The organism is Streptomyces sp. NPDC090083 (assembly GCF_044747445.1).
Classification (GTDB): domain Bacteria; phylum Actinomycetota; class Actinomycetes; order Streptomycetales; family Streptomycetaceae; genus Streptomyces.
On sequence record NZ_JBIVED010000023.1, the window covers coordinates 41,126 to 57,050 of the forward strand.

The following is a 15,925-nucleotide window of genomic DNA, read 5'->3' on the forward strand; positions in this document are numbered from 1 at the left end:
CAGCGGCCCTCTTGCAGGACCGCGGAAAACATAACGGGGGGGGGCCGCCCGCGACCGTCGCAGGCGAGATGGATTTTGGTGGTCAGTCCGCCTCGGGATCGGCCGAGGGCGTGATCGTATGGTTCGCCGGCCTTTGGGTCCCCCTTTTCGCCCGGTGGCGGCGGCGTGCTGGTGGGCGCGGACGATGGTGGAGTCGATCTGGACGAGCCAGTCGATGTCGCCGCCAGCGTCCGCGTGGGCCTGGATCTGCTGGAGGGCCCGGGTGAACACGCCGTCCAGGGCGTAGCGGCGGAAGCGGGTGTAGACCGTCTGCCACGGCCCGTAGCGTTCCGGCAGGTCACGCCAGGAGATCCCGGTCCGGATCTTGTAGACCATCCCGTTGACGACCTGCCGGTCCTCTACGCGCGGTCGGCCCGTCGCAGCCCGCGGTATGAGCGGAGCGAGTAACTCCCACTCCTGATCGGTGAGTTCATGGCGCCGTATCACCCCACCATGATCCACCAACCTGATGATCTTTGAAGACGGACCCTAGTTCGAAGATCGTTCGAGCTGATACGAGGCTCCGTCACACTGTCTCGGCGCTGATAACGATGTCAACGGCGCGAGCCCGTCCCTGCGGATCGTCAACCGAGACCCGAACCCGTCGCCTACCCGGCTTCCCGAGCAGGGAAGTGGTGAATCGGCTCTCTCCAACGACATCCCCCACTACGAGCCGACCGTCACTCAACAGAAGATGCCCGTCGAACACGGTGGTCAGAGGCTCTCTGTCAGTTCCGTGGTCATCCGCATCACCGTGATCTTTGAAAATTCGAACCTTGACCAGCACGACCTGGGCCTGCACCCGAACGATGACGTGCGTATCGCACGCAGCGGCAAGAGCGCCGCCGAGGGCCAGCGTCGTGGGGATCCACTCGGTCGAACCGAGCGCCAACACCGGGTGATTCACATAGAGGTCTACCCCTGCGATCTGCACAGCCTGACTCCCAGTCCATCCGTGACGTTCAGCGGAGGATAGAACCAGGCACTGACAAGAGGGCCCCGAGGTTAAAGAACAAGCTGAGGGTCTGCCCGCGCCGGAGCGTCAGGAGGCCGCGGCGTGGAGGAGGAGTTCCGCGCCGAGGGGGGTGAGAGTGTGGTGGCGGGTCCTGCCGGTGCGGTGCGTGGTCACCAAGCCGGCGCGCCGCAGGACCGTCGCGTGTTCGCTGGCGGAGGCGATCGACAGGCCGACCCGGCGGGCGAGTTGACTCGTGGACGCCCCCTCCGCGATCGCCTCGAGCACAGCCGCGCGGCTGTGCCCCACAAGCGCGGCAAGCCCGCCCTGGGGACCGTAGAGCCCGGTTGCCAGAGCTCGGGGAGGGCCGTCGCCGGCGACGTCGTAGTACAACGTTGGCTGCTCGTTTGCCTGCTCTTCGTCCGGGTCGCAGGGAACGTAGGACATGAAGGCGGATGCGGCGAGCAGCAGTCCCCGCCCGCAAAGGTGGAAGTCCAGGTCGTCTGGAGAATCGATCTCCAGGTGTGGCGGGCGCCAGCGCATGCGCGGATGCAAGGTGCTCAGCACCTGTTCCAGACCGCCGTCCCGTAACTGCCGTGCACGCTCCGCCAAGTCCGCCGCAATCGTGGACGCCAGGCCGCGCCAGTACGGTGCGACGGCGATGCGGTGGTAGTCGCGGATGGACTGGACAAGCCTGGCTGCGGCGCCCTGGTCACCGTCGGCAAGCTCGCGGGCCCACCCGGGCAGGCTCCGGTGCTGGGCCATGTACTCCAGGTCCGCGCGCAACTCCTGTCGGGGCGTAGCCAGCAGCCGGTCCAGTTCCTCCTCCAGCGTGTGCATGCCCTGTTGAGGACGGAGGAAGCGGGGGACGGGGTGGGAGGACGAGGCCGGCGTCAGCCCGCTCAGCAGTGGCGGCGCGGACGGGTTCAACGCAGCCCTCACGGCACGACGCCACAGGTCGAGTTCAGAAGTCCCCGGACGGTGCACAAGCCGACTGGCACTGAAGGCAGTCACGCCAAGGGGACTGGGTACGGCTGCCAGCCGGGTACGCGCCAGGTCAGTGAGCGTGAAGTGGATACGTAACACCGTATTGCCCTCCGCAGTACGTCCGACGTGCTGCCGGTGGTCCCAGGTTTCGGTGAGGGCCGAAACGTATTCTCCTGGCCGCCGACGGCCGGGACCATGTGAATACGCGGGCCCGTGAACGCTGCAGTGGGCCTTCCACATGTGTTCTAAACCGTCCTGTCACGTCACGTCGCGTTCCGGTCCGTTGACCGGAACGGGACGTGACAGGCGGAGCAGCGGTCCGCAGCTTGAAGCAGGAACTCACCCAAGTGATCGGGAGGCAGATATGAGAGACAAGTTCAGACGTCGTGGCGCCTCGATAGCGGCCGTTGCTGCGCTGAGCGCCGGGGGGCTGGTGTTGGCGGCAGCGGGCAGCGCGTCCGCAACCTCGTGGCTCACCGTGCAGACTGGTGCGGCCGTCTTCAAGAGCACCAACCTGGCCGCCGGTACGGTCGGAGTTCCGGACCTCTGGGGTGGTGACACGCTCCTGACCGACTGCTGGAGCACCGGTCAGGACCTGGGCAGGGGAAACATCTGGTACCACACCCTCGACGAGCGCTACAACCACCTCAACGGACTCGAGCTGACCGTCACCGGATGGACGTACGCTCCCTACGTAGACAACAGCGCCGCGGCCAACGGGTCCATTCCGCACTGCTGACCGGACGCCGCTCGGCCGCCATCGGGCGCGTCGGGCCGCGGCCTTTCCAGCGGCGCGTCCGGATGCGGCGGCGGAGTGGCGAACCAGGTGCGCGCCATCGGTTGTGTGGGCTGACGCCCCACTGACACGAGATGCCCACACCACCGACACGGGGCGGCCCGGCCGCTGACACGAGAGCCGCATCAGCTCAGGCGGTAGCTGAGTAGGTGTGTCTGGTAGTCGAACCCTCCGGCGCTCTCGCCGAGCCAGCCCACCGCGGCGATCCGGGAGTTGAAAGGCAGGTACAGGACACGACGCTCACGTGCGCTGCGGCTCAACTCCGGGAGGTAGCACCAGGCGCGGTCGTTGAGTGTGAAGCGCGGGGCTCCGGGGGCTGTGGAGGATAGGCCAGCGCCAGCCTCGCAGCGGTTCCAGACCGTTTTCGAGGGCTTGGAGCCGTACATGGTGGACATCGCCTCCGCGGATACCGGGCTTCCCCCAGTCCGCAAGCCACCCGTTGATCGCATCCTCGAAGTCCGGGTGGCGCACTCCAGCCATGGACGCGTACACGATCAGCGACTCCCGCTCCGCCGCGGTGTCTACGCGTCTCTCGAATCGGTCCACCGCATCTGGAATATGCGGTTCGATGACGTCCCACACCATGTCGACGAGATCCGGATCGACGCCGTCCGCCGGGTTTTAGCCGGTACATCGCCTTGAGTCAGCCGATGGCCTCGGCTTTGGTCTCCAGGACCGCGCTCCAATCCCGGCTGCGCCAGCAGACGAGCGTGTGCCGTGTGCGTTTTCGGCCGGCTGTCTTTCCGAAGCCTCCGATCAACGCGGCGGGTACGTAGTGCTGCTTGCTTACCGAGCTCATGAACTCTCCCTCGCACCATCAGTGAGGTCTTTCAGCGTTGCCGCTCCAGGGTGAGGATGGCGGCGGTGATTGACGTCATTCGATTCGGGCTGCACCGGGCCCTGCGGAAGATCCGCCAGGACTTCAGTCGTGCGATGCCACGCTCGACTGGTGCCCGGGCAGCGGAAAGCGCACGGTTGACGGTCTGTTGGGTGGGGGTGAGCTCGCGGCCGGGCGGGCGTCTGGGGGCTGCGGTCACCCATGGGCCGGCGCCGATATAGGCGCGATCGGCAAGGACTGGGACGCCTTTGCGCTCACAGATCCGGATGATCCGGTGGGCGCGGGCCGCGGTGAGGTCGTGCGCACGACCGGGCAGTGCTGGCGAGATCCACAGCAGTCGCCCGGCCAGGTCGGTCACGACCTGTACGTTCACCCCGTGCCGACGGTGCTTGTGGGAGAGGTCGGCCCGGCTGTCGCCGACCCGGTCGCACTCCGCAAGGGTGCCGTCCAGCAGGACGTAGTCCGGATCGGCCTCGCGCAGGGCACGCAGCGGGCCGGGAGCGCGGTCGGCCAGCAGGTCGACGACGGCTGCCACGTAGGCATGCGCGGTGCCGACAGAAATGCCGAACCCTGCAGCGAGCTGGGTGAGGGTGTCGTGCCGGCGCAGGTACACCGGACCGACCAACGCACGCTGGTGCGGCGCGAGCTTGCAGCGGCGGTCACCCTCGCGGGTGACGATGAGCATGGTCACCCACTCGACCAGCGCATGGGGCAGGTCGAGTGCGGCAGGATCGGGAACCAACAAGGCACCTGCGCCAATGAGTTGAGACGTCGAACACCTCTCTCAACGGCACGGGAGCCTTGTCCGTTGCGCACCCCAACCTCACACCACCAGCGTCACCCGATCCATACCTTTCTTCGTGGGTTGATCCGGGTCATTCGTAGGATTGGGACACCCAGGAGTGCCGGGTGTGGCTGTCACCCGAGAGCCGATGATGTGGCTTCCACTGATTCGCCGCCCGCCGCCCGCCGCCCGCCGCCCGCCGCCCGCCGCCCGCCGCTCCGCGACGGCTCGGCCGCTGATTGGGAATCAGCGGCCACTCAAAAACAGCTCACTGTTTCAAGCGGTTGATTGCGCGCTCGACGGTGTTGCGCTTCTGGCTCCTCAGGCGACGTCTTGACCGCGCCCGATATCCGCCGAAAACACCATGTCCGTCATGCTTCTCTGTCATGATGGGCTTCATGGGCATACATCCGTCCTCACCCATCCCTGAGGGACTGTTCGATGAGATCGCTGTATGTCCTGCAAGCTGGGGCTCGCGGCGCCTTGACAACCGCACCATCCTCTCGGATGCCACCTCGACAGCAATTCCTCAACTTTCACCGGCGACATGAGCGTTGGTCGCGCGCGCCGGTTCTCGGAAAACGGCTGGAGTATATGTGACTCAAGGAAACAGTCGACCCGACGATACCGCAGACGCGGCGGCAGATCCGAGCGATGACGCCGCGTCTGCAGACGGCGCGTCCCCGCCACAGCAATTAGGTGTCACGTCATCCCCGTCATCCGAAAATGACCAAGGGGCACAGCGCGGTACGGCAGGCGGTGGTGGAATCGCCGCCCTGGAACTCCCTCTGGCGTTGGTTCTCTCGCTCATCTCTGCGCCGGTCGCAATCGTCGCCGATCGACCCGCTTCGAGCATCGGAGTGGTAATTGCAGTAACTGCTCTTGCTGGCGCCTGGATCCATAGATCTATTTCTCTCTCCAAAAAGTCCGGAGATGCGGCCCGAGCGAAGCAAAAAATCGCAATGGCCTCGTATGTGGCAGCCGGTGCAGCCGTATTATTTACCGTGCTGTTGGTCGTGCCGGCGACGAGAGCCTTCGTCATGTACGATCTGCTCGGCTTCTCGGCCCCACAGGAATCGATCATTCCGATCTCTGTCCGGACCGGCGAAAAAGGAAGCAATAAAGTCACTCGACAAGATGCGGACGGAGAAGCGAAGAAGGGACGCACTATCGAATTCGTTGTGCAGAACCGGGGTGACACCGACGAGCTGGTGAAAGTAGTGCACCTGACAGTCCCTTCTGATTACGAAATTCTTTGCGAGACGAGCGGCGATTACTCGGCCAAGCTTGACAGTGAAGCCGCAGTAGTGCGCACCGAAACTGCCACGCGCATTGATTGGACCGGTACATTCAAAGAGTCGGGTTCGGGCAATAAAGTCGACTTCGACGCAACTCTGGTCGCACATTGCGGCCGAGGTTCGGAAGTAAAATTCTCCATCCCCATCTTCACTGCTTTGCCGCAACGCAAGTTCACCCGAATCAGCCTGGAGCTTCCTTTGAAGTTCCAGATGTCCGGCGAAGGATTTATTGCGCCTCGGGAGGTGAAGATCGTACTGCCGCATGAGAGCGGTGCAGACAGTTCTGGTGCGGGCGATCACATTCCTGTCGATCTGGAGGTCACCGGAAACAACGTAGTGACCTATCGATAGCGGATCGATAGGGCAGGTGCTGGAGATCTTTAACGGCTGGGGTTGCGGCGGTTGGAGGTTGAGCCCGGTCTTGGTGATGAGGCGTGGGTGGTACTGCATTCGTTTCGGCCGCGTCTTCACCAGTGCGGTGAGTTGGCCGAGGCTGTGCTTGGTGAGGTAGGCCAGCGATCTCTTCAGGTGCGACCAGACGCCCTCGACGGGGTTGAGTTCGGGAACCTACGGCAGCAGCTGGTAGACGGTCAGCCAAAATCGGGCGGGGGACCGCCTGATTGATCGAATGGTCTCTCGAACTTGATGACTTGGAACCGAGTCCGTCGGACGCTTGGCGACCTTCGTCTGATCATGTGTCGGCAGCAACCTTCTCAGTACGCCGATGGTGACGACCGACAAGACTGCGGTCAGCGACACCAACATGCGAAGGCCGAAAGCTGTACGCGGGCCTGGCCTTAACGACTGAACGGTGTCATCTGCCGCATGGGACGGCGACACCGAGGGAATCGACAAGGTGAGACCAAGAGGTCCCGGAGGAATCATGGATGCCAGCTCTGTACCTGGGCAGGACGGATCGGATGGGCCGCGGTTATGGGCGAGGGCCAGCCAAAGCGCGCGTACTTACCAGGCCGCCCGCGATATGACGGTCTCCAACCACGTCGCTGTTTACGACGGCCCTGCCGCGGTCGAGGCGTCCCGTGCCCTACCGCGTGACGTCTTCGCGTTTACCGGGCGGTTAACGGAGCTGCGGATGTTGACCGCCGGTTCCGTCCCTCGATCCAGCGCAGACGATGAATCCGCGGTCTTCGCCGTGGACGGGATGGCCGGTGCGGGGAAGACGGCTCTGGCCGTCCGAGCGGCCCACCAACTCGCCGACGCGTACCCGGACGGTCAGCTCTTCATCCGATTACATGCCCACACCGCGGGACGGCCGCCGGTTTCGTCGGCGGATGCGCTAGGCGCGCTGCTGGTGGCCATAGGCGTGAACCCGCAACAGATCCCCGTCGGTGGTGATGAGCGGGCCGCACTGTGGCGCCACTCACTGTCGGGGAGACGCTTTCTTGTAGTACTTGACGATGCCACCGGGCACGACCAAGTCCGGCCGCTGTTACCCGGAACCGATGACTCGTTAGTCATCGTCACCAGTCGGCGCCGGCTGAGCGCACTCCCGGAGGCCGTCCCAATCAGCCTCGGCATGCTGCCGGCAACGGAGGCTGTCGCGCTCCTAGCCCGTCTGTCTGGCAGATCCGGCGCGGAGGATGCGGCCGCCCAACGGATCGCCGCGCTGTGCGGCTATCTCCCGCTGGCCCTGGCTCTGTTGGCCGGAAAACTCCGCCACCATCCGACGTGGTCGATGACTGACCTGGAGGACGACATCCTCGCGGCCAAGGACCGGCTGGGGGAGATCGAAGCCGAAGACGTCACGATCGTGGCGGCGTTTGCGTCGTCGGTTTCCGAACTCTCACTGGACCGGCTGGAGTTTTTTCGCCTCCTCGGCCTGCACCCGGGCACCGAGATCGGTGAGGCCGCAGCCGCATCGTTGGCCGACTTGCCATCGGCCACCGCCCGCCGACATCTGAACGCCCTATACAGTGACCACCTGCTGGAGGAGCCGGTCCGCGGTCGGTACCGTATGCATGACCTGATTCGTGCATATGTGCGCTCGATGACACTATCCGCCCGGCCCGGGACGGCGTCGAACGCCGAGCCCGAGGGCTCCACACTGTGGGCCGACATGGCCGAACGGCGGCTGTTGGCCCACTACGGCAATATGGCCGCACTCAGCAGCCTGCACTTCACGCCTCTGGTGGAAGAGCCGGGCATCGCCGTCGGCGTGCCGCACTCCGGCGCCCTGACTTCACAGAACACAGCCCCTCCGGCAGCTCCTGAAGGTAGCCCTGTGGCAGGCCCGACAACCCGCCACGACGCTCTGGTGTGGTTACGCACCGAGCGCGCCAACCTGCTGGCCTGTGCTGCTCGCGCCGCCGAAACGGGCGACCACCTGTGGGTGGCCAGACTGTCCTCATCCCTGCATCCCTTCTTCCGCCAGGAAGGGCCGTGGGACCACGCCGCAGCCCTGCACCGGATGGTGGCGGCACAGGCACGGTCCGACGGGCGCTCTGCGGACGAGGCGGTGTCGCTTAACTACCTCGGCGATATCTACCGCCTCACCGGTGAACTACGCGCGGCAGGAGAAGCCGTCGAATCGGCGTACGTGCTGCACACAGCTGCTGGAAATCGTCACGGTCAGGCACTCTCTCTCCACCACCGCGGCGAATTGCAGCGGATTCAGGGTGAGCATGTTGCGGCCGAGATTTCGTTCATGCAATCCCTGGCTCTGAACCGTGCCATCGGCTATCAGCACGGCGAGGCGGACCTACTGGCGCACCTCGGCCACAACAGTGAACAGGCCGGTGATCTGACCGCAGCAGAAAATTCTCTGCTTGCCGCTCTCCAACTCGCCCGCGGCCTGGACAATCTGCATGCCGAAGGGGACACGCTCCAACATCTGGGTCAAGTCTATCGGCGGATGGGACAGTTGGACACTGCCACGGCGCACTTGTCCCGGGCCTGCGAGATCCACAGGCACCTCGGACACCGCTTCGGCGAGGCCAACTCGCTGCGCGATCTGGCCGATGTCCATGCGCTGGCCGGTGACCTCACCGCTGCCTTCGGCGCACTCGACACCGCATTGCAGATTCACCGCACACTGGGCGGCAGACTGGCCCAGGCCGAGTGCCTCAACGCGATCGGCGAGCTCCTGCTGAAGACCTCCCGGCTTGATCCTGCGGCAACACGTTTCGGGGAAGCGCTCCAGTTGGCCAACGAGGCGGCCAACCCCCCGCAGGAGGCGCGCGCCCGTACTGGGCTCGAAGCCTGCACGCGCAGAACGACGGCAGGTCCCGGTTCGTTGAGCGAGTGAGAAGGGCAGCCCGTGAAAGTCCACGAGCACTTACTGGACGCCGTCGGCGGGACTCCGCTGATCCGGCTAAGTCGTATCACCGAGGGGGTGGCCGTTCCCATCTATGGAAAGGCCGAATTCCTCAACCCGAGCGGGAGTGTAAAGGACCGCACCGCCCTCGGGATGGTTTTGGCCGCCGAGCGGTCCGGCGCACTGCGCCCTGGCGGCGTGATCGTCGAGGCGACGTCGGGCAACACGGGTCTCGGCCTAGTCATGGTCGCCGCGCAGCGCGGCTACGGTGCAATCATCGTCGTCCCAGATCGCAGCAGCAAGGAGAAAGTCACGCTCATGCGTGCCCTGGGCGCCGAGGTCGTTATCACTCCAAGTGCCCTCCCGCGGGAACACCCCAACCATGTTCTGCGCGTTGCCCAGCGCATCACCGAACGGACCCCCGGCGCCTGGTACGCCAATCAATACGACAACCCAGCCAACCCCGAAATCCACCGAACCACCACCGGCCCGGAGATCTGGGAGCAGACCGAACATCGCATCACGCATTTCGTCGCAGGCATCGGTACCGGGGGCACCATTAGCGGAGCCGGCGAATTCCTGAAGGAAGTCAGCGGAGGCCGGGTCAGCGTTGTGGGTGCTGACCCGTTCCGTTCCGCATACGCGGGGGGCGACGGTGGTCCATTTCACGTCGAAAGCATCGGCCGTTACATACATCCGGACGCGGAGGCGGATATATGGCCGCGCGCATACAACACCAAGATCGCCGACTGGTTCGAGCGCGTATCCGACCGTGAGTCGATCCTGACCACCCGCCGGCTGGCCAGCAGGGAAGGTTTGCTCTTGGGCGGTTCGGCCGGCACCGCCGTGACGGCCGCCCTGCGAGTGGCGGCCACCGCACCCGCGAACAGCCTCATCGTGGTCATCCTGCCGGACACCGGACGCTCCTACCTATCCAAATATTTCGACGACACGTGGCTGCGACGCCTGGGATTCGGCGACCTGCCACCCGGCAGCATCGGGCAGCTCCTGCAGCCCGAGCAGCCCCCAGCATTGCCCTATCTGACGGCTAATCAGACCGTAGCGGATGCGCTGCGGACTCTCCGCGCGGTACCTGACGCACACGGCCCGTACCCGGTGGTCCAACCGCGGACGCGCGAGGCCGTGGCCGCGGACGCCTCCGAAGCGGTCGGTGCGGTCGACCCCACCGGACTACGGAAACGTGCACAGACCTCCCCCAGGATCGCGGACGAACCCCTCGCCCGTCACATGGACCCACCGCTGCTGGCGTTCGGTGCGGGCGAAACCGTCGGCGATGTACTGGCCACCCTCGATGCACCGCCCGCTGTGCACATAGGCGGAGGAACCTCGGAATCATCGCCCCAGCCCCAGCCCCAGCCCCGGGACGAGATCTGGATCTTGGTAGACGGGGCAATTGTCGGCGTCCTCACGCGTACCCGCCTCCAGGCAACCGCGCACGCCCTAGGCTACGCAACGTGAACAATCCGTCGCTTGCCGTCCATCAGCGGTCCCTCGGCGATCCCGCAGTGACCTTCCCCCTTTGGCCGCCGATCACCGACGGCTGCCCGCGGACCAGCACCGGTGACATCGCCTTCCCTGTGGAAGTCGACTACGCGTATGACAAGGTCGACCGTGGCGCGTTCGGCATCGAAAACTGCCACGGCCTGGAGCGGTGGGCTCCCCTCCTGCCGCCGCTGCTCGCGCCCGGTCTGGGAGAAGGCGCGACTCCGATGGTGGAGATCCGCCCAGGCGTATGGGTCAAGGACGAATCCCGCAACCCGACCTGGAGCCACAAGGACCGGCTCAACCGCTGCACCCTCAGCGCCGCCGTGGGCGTCGGCGCCCCCGGAGTCGTCGTGGCTTCATCCGGCAACCACGGCGCGTCGGCCGCCGCGTACGCCGCTCGCGCTGGCCTGCGCTGCATCGTCATCGTCTCGGCCGGAGCGCCGCCGGCGGTCATGGACTTCATCCGCGCCTACGGCGCGGTCGTGGTCCAAGCGCCGATCGCCGCGCGCGCCGGACTGCTACGCCGGATCGTGACCGATCTCGGCTATCACCCCGTCAGCAACGTCACGCCCACCCACACCGGCCACGCATTCGGTCCGGAGGGATACAAAACCATCGCCTACGAGATCCACCGGGACATCGGCACACCATCCGCGATCTTCGTCCCCACGGGCTATGGAGAACTGCTCTTCGGCGTGTGGAAGGGCTTCAGAGAACTGAGCCAACTCGGCATCGCAGAGGATGTACCCCGCATCTTCGCCTGCGAGACCGCCAGCGGTGGCCCGCTCGGCAAGGCCCTGGCAGCCGGCCGGCCGACCGCTGCAGTCACAGTGCGACCCAGCGCCGCGTACGCCATCAACTGCGCGGTCAACAGTTACCGCGGCGTCATCGCTGTCCGGGAGAGCCAGGGGCAGGCGATTCTGGTGGACGACGACGAGATGCACAAAGCACAGGCCGAACTGGCTGGAAGCGGCCTGTGGGCTGAGACATCAAGCGCAGCCGCGCTCGCCGGGCTGCGTCAATACGGCGAGCAAGCCGGTCAGGTGGTTTGTATCAGCACCTCCAGCGGCTTCAAGGACATCGGCGTCGGTACTCGGACCCCTCCACCAGATGTGACCAGCTGGGACGAGGTCCGTGCCCACTTGCGCCACGAGGGCATCAGCGCCACCTAACAAGGAGGAAACCGTGGATCCAGTCATACTGGCCGCTGCCAGCAGCTTGGTCGGCACGATGGCGACGGATGGCTGGCAGCACGTACACGACGCGACCGTAGCGCTATGGCGTCGGCTCCACCCCGCGGCAGCCGACGCCATCAACGAGCACCTCATCGAGGACCGCACAGCGGTGCTGGCGGCGCGGCAGGCTGGTGACCTCCGAACCGAGCAGTTCCTGGTCGAGTCGTGGCAGCGACGCTTCGCAGAACTCCGCACCGAGCGCGCCGACGAATTCCTGGACCGCCTGGTTACTCAGGTGCTGGCCCCGGCCCTGGCCGCAGCGCAGGCCCCTGCATCCGCGCCGTCTGCGGTCAGAATGTCCGCTCAAGCGTCGGACAACGGACGCGTCTACCAATCAGGGAGGGATCAGACAATCAACGAGGGCTGACCCGAGTATGCGGTTGGCTCGGCTTACACTCCCCCGGAGTCGACGGGCGGAATGGCGGCAACACGTCGCGTGGCCCACCGTTCCACACCTGAGGGGGCCAATTCCTCGACGCGAGCGACGAGTAGCTGAACGCCTGAGTCGCGGTCGTACGGCGCGCAGGCGTTCAGGTAAAGGGCTATCTCGCGCTCGATGCCGTAGCGGATCTGGCTGAACTCGACGCAGGCGTCGTGCGAACCGAAGAGCACACGCGTTCCCGAGGTGATCACGACGATCGCTCCCAGTACGGCGATGACGGACGACCCCAGCCGCATGGCAACCGCCGCTGGAACAGCAGCGGCGCTGACGAGTCCCAACAGCTCGGTAACCATGTACCGCCACCGATGGCGGGCACAGGCCGCCTTGTACCACTGCCATCTGGTCATCACCACGGGAGGCACCGTGCGACCGTCCTGGCCCGCAACAACCATCCAGCGGAAGTCGGGGGCGTTGCTCCGTTCCTGTGCCAATCCGAGGCCTCCTGAATGGTCTGGGTCGCGCCGTCCAGCTCCGGCCGCGGTGCCGTAGCGGGATCGAAGACCACCGCGCTCGGCCACGACACCGCCCAAATAGGAACCAAACGACTCGCGGCTCGACGAACTACGCGTCTCGCATCGTGTCAGGTCGCCCCGTGCTAACTGCCTGTTCTCTATCCGTCCGCGCGGTCGGACAGGTTCGAACGGGAGCCTGGTTCGGGTGAGTTGTCCGGGGTGGGTGCATGAAGGAAGGGCCTCTTGGTAGCTCGCGGATGTCGAGTCCAGCGAAAACCAAGAGGCCCTGTTGTCGAAGTGTCGCGTGGTCGTGGTCGCCGAGTCCAGTTCGTCCACTCGTGGGTGTGACTGCCTCGCCCACATCTTCGGGAACGCGGTCGACCGGCCGCAGCGCCGGCCCCGATATGGCTCGGACATGAGCGATGCCGAGTGGGCTGTGGTGAGGGATCTGCTGCCGGTTCCGGGCTGGCTTTCGGGTCGTGGCGGGCGTCCGGAGGGCTACTGCCACCGGCAGATGATCGACGCGGTGCGCTACCTCGTCGACAACGGCATCAAGTGGCGGGCGATGCCCGCGGACTTCCCGCCCTGGCCGCGCGTCTATGCCTTCTTCGCCCGCTGGCGGGAGGCGGGACTGGTCACCGAGCTGCACGAACGGCTGCGGGAGGCCGTCCGCGCCGGCGAAGGCCGCAGCCCCGAGCCGAGCGCGGGGATCGTGGACTCGCAGTCGGTGAAGGCCGACGCTACCGTCACCTTCGGCTCACGGGGCTTCGACGCAGGCAAGAAGATCAACGGCCGCAAGCGGCACCTGCTCACCGACACGCTCGGACTTCTCCTGGCCGTGCTGGTCACACCGGCGTCCGTGACCGACCGGGACGGCGCCCGGACACTCCTTCCGCGGGCGGCCAGCAGTTTTCGGCGGCTGGCGCGGGTCTGGGCCGACGGCGGCTACACCGGCCACCTCGCCGACTGGACCGCCCATCACCTCGGGCTGGTCCTCGACATCGTCCGCCGGGGCGAGGACGTCCGCGGCTTCCAGCCACTGCCCCGCCGCTGGGTCGTGGAGCGGTCCTTCGCCTGGTTTCTGCGCAGCCGACGCCTGGTCCGGGACTACGAACGACGCACTGACACGAGCGAAGCCGTCATCCGCTGGTCGATGATCGCCCTCATGAACCGCCGCCTGGCCGCACAGCCCCATCGGCCTGCCGCTCTGTCGGCAGGGTGAACCTTCCGGGCTTCGTCTCCACCAGCCAGCCTCGTTCCACCAGCCTCTTCAGCCGTGCTCTCGCGCCCTCGACGCGTGAGGCGGAGGCGCTGTCCCAGCCGAGCACCACGGCAGCCCGCCGGGCACCCAGCCCGTCGTTCCCAGCCTCGGCCGCGGCTGCCATCAACGCCTGGTAGTCCACCGACAGGTCTTCGGCCCCGACCGCACTCTCCCGATACGGCACCGCACGGCGCGGGCCCACCGGCTTCCCCGGTGACGGGCCAACGACCGTCTCGGCCGGCTGTTCCTCCTCGGCGAGCGCTTCCAGATACTGCTCGAGGCCGATCGTCCGGAGCTTGAGAACCTCCTCGGCATCCACCAAGTCCGCCCGCACCCGCTCCAGTTCGGCTTCGAGCTCCTCCACCCGCACGGCAGCGGTCTTCCGCCGCGTTTCCAGGACTGCCCGCATCGACGGCATCCGTCACCCCCAGACCGACTCGACCAGCAACGAGTCGAGACTCCCGCCACAGCCGCAACCTCATGCCTGACCAGCGGAATCCGCACACGGCATTCGGAAAGCGAACGGCCTCTCAGACGTCGGGGCCACTCCGGCCTCCGCCGCGATGCGCTTGGTGACTGCCTCAGCAAGCTCGACTGTGAAGTAGGCGCTGGGCACGCTGTGGGCAATGGCCCGCCGGAACAGCCCCCGTGTCCGCTCCATGGCCATCAGACAGAGCACGGAGCCTCCTCCGGCGGAGTGCCCGGCGATCGTGACGTTTCCTCGGTCGCCCCCGAAGGCTGCGATGTTCTCCCGGACCCAGCGCAGCGCGGCGGCCTGATCCAGCAGCCCGCGGTTGTCGGGAAACCCGGAGATGTGGCCAAACCCTTCGAAGCCCACCCGGTAGTTGCAGCTGACCACGACCAGTCCCGCGCGGGCCAGGGCCCTTCCGTCGAAGTCGGGCTGGGCGGAGGAGCCGAAGGTGTAGGCACCGCCGTGGATCCAGAAGAACACCGGCAGCAGGCCGCGCTCTGTCTTCTCGGGCACCCAAATGTTGAGGGTGAGGATGTCTTCGTCGCCGGGATGCCAAACCGGCGCTCCCGGCAGCTCGGCCGACTGCGGGGCGATGGGGCCGAAGGCCGTGCAGTCCCGAACTCCGCTCCAGGCCGGCGCCGGCTGCGGCTCCCGAAACCGGCGGGTGTCGAAAGGCGGGGCCGCGTAGGGGACACCGAGAACGGCGGTTATGCCGTCGCTGGCTCCTTTGCCGCGCACACGGCCGTTCATCGTCCGAAAGGTTGCCTCAGCACCGCATGGCTGCTCACTCATTTCACTCATTGCGTATCAGTCTCGCCTGTCGACAGGCGGACGCGGGAAAGGGCCTGATCGTGGAGTGCTGCCCGCCCCAGTTGGTGGCCGCGACAGTTCGCCCGTCTGTAGCTGCTGTCGATCTCGCCGCTGCCCAGACCGTGTCACGACCGGAACCGACGGTGCGTGGCCCACTCTCGTTCAAAGTGCGCCACCTGCTTGCCACGGACCTGGTCGCAGGGCGGTGGCCACCGGTCACTCGTGATCGACGCGGCTACAAGACTGTCCAGGGGCGCAGGTCGCCTCCCGTCAGTGGTAACCACACGTCTCCTGATGGACCGTGGTCCTTTATACCCGGGCTGCGGTCGTGGCGGCTGGGCGTGAGGAGTTCGAGTGTGTGCTTCGGGATCCGGAGCGGTTTCTGTCGTATGTCAGCGGATTTGTTTGGGCTGAAGTCTTGCTCTGTGTACCCGACCGGGCGTGTAGGCGCCTCACCGGTGACGAATGGGGACGTAGTGCCTGCTGCAGTTACGAGTCGTACTCCAATGAAGCCGGGTGGACTGCCGTGTAGGCGCCCGAAGTCCTCCCGCCCTCTTTCGGCCGGGGTTAGACGTCGTCTCCTTCTTCTTCGTTTTTGGTTCCGTTGTCGGTGTTTCCGTTGTTGGTGTTGCCTTCGTTGCCTTGGTTGTTGTTTTCGTTGGTGTTGTTGGTGTTGTGGGTGAGGTGGGTGAGGTGGGTGATGTTGGGGGTGAGGTTGAGGGTGGTGAGGGTGGCGGGGTGGGTGGTGGTGGGGAGGGTGTGTTTGAGGAGGGTGGTGA

At 65.9% G+C, this 15,925-nt stretch carries 13 protein-coding genes and 3 pseudogenes; 7 read left to right on the plus strand and 9 right to left on the minus strand.

The window, feature by feature from the left end; translation table 11 throughout:
• Window positions 1-41 precede the first annotated feature (41 nt).
• The 3 genes and pseudogenes from ACIPTO_RS42610 to ACIPTO_RS42620 all read right to left on the minus strand — a co-directional run.
• Window positions 42-504: pseudogene (locus ACIPTO_RS42610) on the minus strand (IS5 family transposase); the annotation flags it as partial.
• 61 nt (window positions 505-565) lie between these two features.
• The gene (locus ACIPTO_RS42615) at window positions 566-973 is read right to left on the minus strand and encodes a hypothetical protein (protein WP_401201209.1); all 408 of its coding nucleotides are present in this window, start codon (window positions 971-973) and stop codon (window positions 566-568) included.
• A gap of 108 nt (window positions 974-1,081) precedes the next feature.
• Window positions 1,082-1,831, minus strand: a complete 750-nt coding sequence (locus tag ACIPTO_RS42620) for an ArsR/SmtB family transcription factor (protein WP_401201212.1) — start codon at window positions 1,829-1,831, stop codon at window positions 1,082-1,084.
• Window positions 1,832-2,342: 511 nt separating this feature from the next.
• On the opposite strand from ACIPTO_RS42620, the gene ACIPTO_RS42625 reads away from it, so the two are divergent.
• Entirely contained in the window at window positions 2,343-2,717 is a 375-nt protein-coding gene (locus tag ACIPTO_RS42625) for a hypothetical protein (RefSeq protein WP_401201214.1), read from the plus strand.
• 700 nt (window positions 2,718-3,417) lie between these two features.
• Here the strand turns inward: ACIPTO_RS42625 and ACIPTO_RS42630 are convergent.
• Together ACIPTO_RS42630 and ACIPTO_RS42635 are read right to left on the minus strand one after the other, a co-directional pair.
• On the minus strand, window positions 3,418-3,573 hold the full coding sequence (locus ACIPTO_RS42630) for a hypothetical protein (protein ID WP_401201216.1): 156 nt from the start codon (window positions 3,571-3,573) through the stop codon (window positions 3,418-3,420).
• 31 nt (window positions 3,574-3,604) lie between these two features.
• Window positions 3,605-4,354, minus strand: a complete 750-nt coding sequence (locus tag ACIPTO_RS42635) for a transposase family protein (RefSeq protein WP_401201218.1) — start codon at window positions 4,352-4,354, stop codon at window positions 3,605-3,607.
• Between the two features lie 638 nt (window positions 4,355-4,992).
• Between ACIPTO_RS42635 and ACIPTO_RS42640 the strand changes: the two genes are divergently transcribed.
• The 5 genes from ACIPTO_RS42640 to ACIPTO_RS42660 all read left to right on the plus strand — a co-directional run bounded on the left by ACIPTO_RS42640 (window position 4,993) and on the right by ACIPTO_RS42660 (window position 12,076).
• The gene (locus ACIPTO_RS42640; RefSeq protein ID WP_401201221.1) at window positions 4,993-6,045 is read left to right on the plus strand and encodes a hypothetical protein; all 1,053 of its coding nucleotides are present in this window, start codon (window positions 4,993-4,995) and stop codon (window positions 6,043-6,045) included.
• Between the two features lie 631 nt (window positions 6,046-6,676).
• Window positions 6,677-8,959 (plus strand): tetratricopeptide repeat protein, encoded by a 2,283-nt coding sequence (locus tag ACIPTO_RS42645; RefSeq protein WP_401201224.1) that lies wholly within the window; start codon window positions 6,677-6,679, stop codon window positions 8,957-8,959.
• 12 nt (window positions 8,960-8,971) lie between these two features.
• The gene (locus ACIPTO_RS42650; protein ID WP_401201227.1) at window positions 8,972-10,447 is read left to right on the plus strand and encodes a PLP-dependent cysteine synthase family protein; all 1,476 of its coding nucleotides are present in this window, start codon (window positions 8,972-8,974) and stop codon (window positions 10,445-10,447) included.
• Window positions 10,444-11,646: a pyridoxal-phosphate dependent enzyme gene (locus ACIPTO_RS42655; protein ID WP_401201230.1), complete on the plus strand. Its 1,203-nt coding sequence runs from the start codon at window positions 10,444-10,446 to the stop codon at window positions 11,644-11,646. Before ACIPTO_RS42650 ends, ACIPTO_RS42655 begins: the two co-directional genes overlap by 4 nt.
• Window positions 11,647-11,659: 13 nt before the next feature.
• Window positions 11,660-12,076, plus strand: coding sequence for a hypothetical protein (locus ACIPTO_RS42660; protein WP_401201233.1), 417 nt, complete (start codon window positions 11,660-11,662; stop codon window positions 12,074-12,076).
• Window positions 12,077-12,099: 23 nt separating this feature from the next.
• On the opposite strand, the gene ACIPTO_RS42665 is transcribed toward ACIPTO_RS42660, so the two are convergent.
• The gene (locus tag ACIPTO_RS42665) at window positions 12,100-13,020 is read right to left on the minus strand and encodes a DUF4231 domain-containing protein (RefSeq protein ID WP_401201235.1); all 921 of its coding nucleotides are present in this window, start codon (window positions 13,018-13,020) and stop codon (window positions 12,100-12,102) included.
• Here ACIPTO_RS42665 and ACIPTO_RS42670 point away from each other — a divergent pair.
• The gene (locus ACIPTO_RS42670) at window positions 13,019-13,825 is read left to right on the plus strand and encodes an IS5 family transposase (RefSeq protein ID WP_401201238.1); all 807 of its coding nucleotides are present in this window, start codon (window positions 13,019-13,021) and stop codon (window positions 13,823-13,825) included. The genes ACIPTO_RS42665 and ACIPTO_RS42670 overlap by 2 nt on opposite strands.
• Here ACIPTO_RS42670 and ACIPTO_RS42675 read toward each other — a convergent pair.
• The 3 genes and pseudogenes from ACIPTO_RS42675 to ACIPTO_RS42685 form a co-directional block, all read right to left on the minus strand.
• Window positions 13,767-14,273, minus strand: coding sequence for a hypothetical protein (locus ACIPTO_RS42675; protein ID WP_401201241.1), 507 nt, complete (start codon window positions 14,271-14,273; stop codon window positions 13,767-13,769). The two genes, ACIPTO_RS42670 and ACIPTO_RS42675, sit on opposite strands and share 59 nt — an antisense overlap.
• Before the next feature lie 123 nt (window positions 14,274-14,396).
• A pseudogene (locus tag ACIPTO_RS42680) lies at window positions 14,397-15,128 on the minus strand (carboxylesterase family protein); the annotation flags it as partial.
• A 585-nt stretch (window positions 15,129-15,713) separates the two neighbouring features.
• A pseudogene (locus ACIPTO_RS42685) lies at window positions 15,714-15,925 on the minus strand (hypothetical protein); the annotation flags it as partial.

Coding starts and splice junctions, on each gene's coding strand:
- ACIPTO_RS42630 (WP_401201216.1), bottom strand. CDS start 3,573: ATGAGCTCGGTAAGCAAGCAGCACTACGTACCCGCCGCGTTGATCGGA.
- ACIPTO_RS42620 (WP_401201212.1), bottom strand. CDS start 1,831: ATGCACACGCTGGAGGAGGAACTGGACCGGCTGCTGGCTACGCCCCGA.
- ACIPTO_RS42675 (WP_401201241.1), bottom strand. CDS start 14,273: ATGCGGGCAGTCCTGGAAACGCGGCGGAAGACCGCTGCCGTGCGGGTG.
- ACIPTO_RS42670 (WP_401201238.1), top strand. CDS start 13,019: ATGAGCGATGCCGAGTGGGCTGTGGTGAGGGATCTGCTGCCGGTTCCG.
- ACIPTO_RS42645 (WP_401201224.1), top strand. CDS start 6,677: ATGACGGTCTCCAACCACGTCGCTGTTTACGACGGCCCTGCCGCGGTC.
- ACIPTO_RS42625 (WP_401201214.1), top strand. CDS start 2,343: ATGAGAGACAAGTTCAGACGTCGTGGCGCCTCGATAGCGGCCGTTGCT.
- ACIPTO_RS42665 (WP_401201235.1), bottom strand. CDS start 13,020: ATGTCCGAGCCATATCGGGGCCGGCGCTGCGGCCGGTCGACCGCGTTC.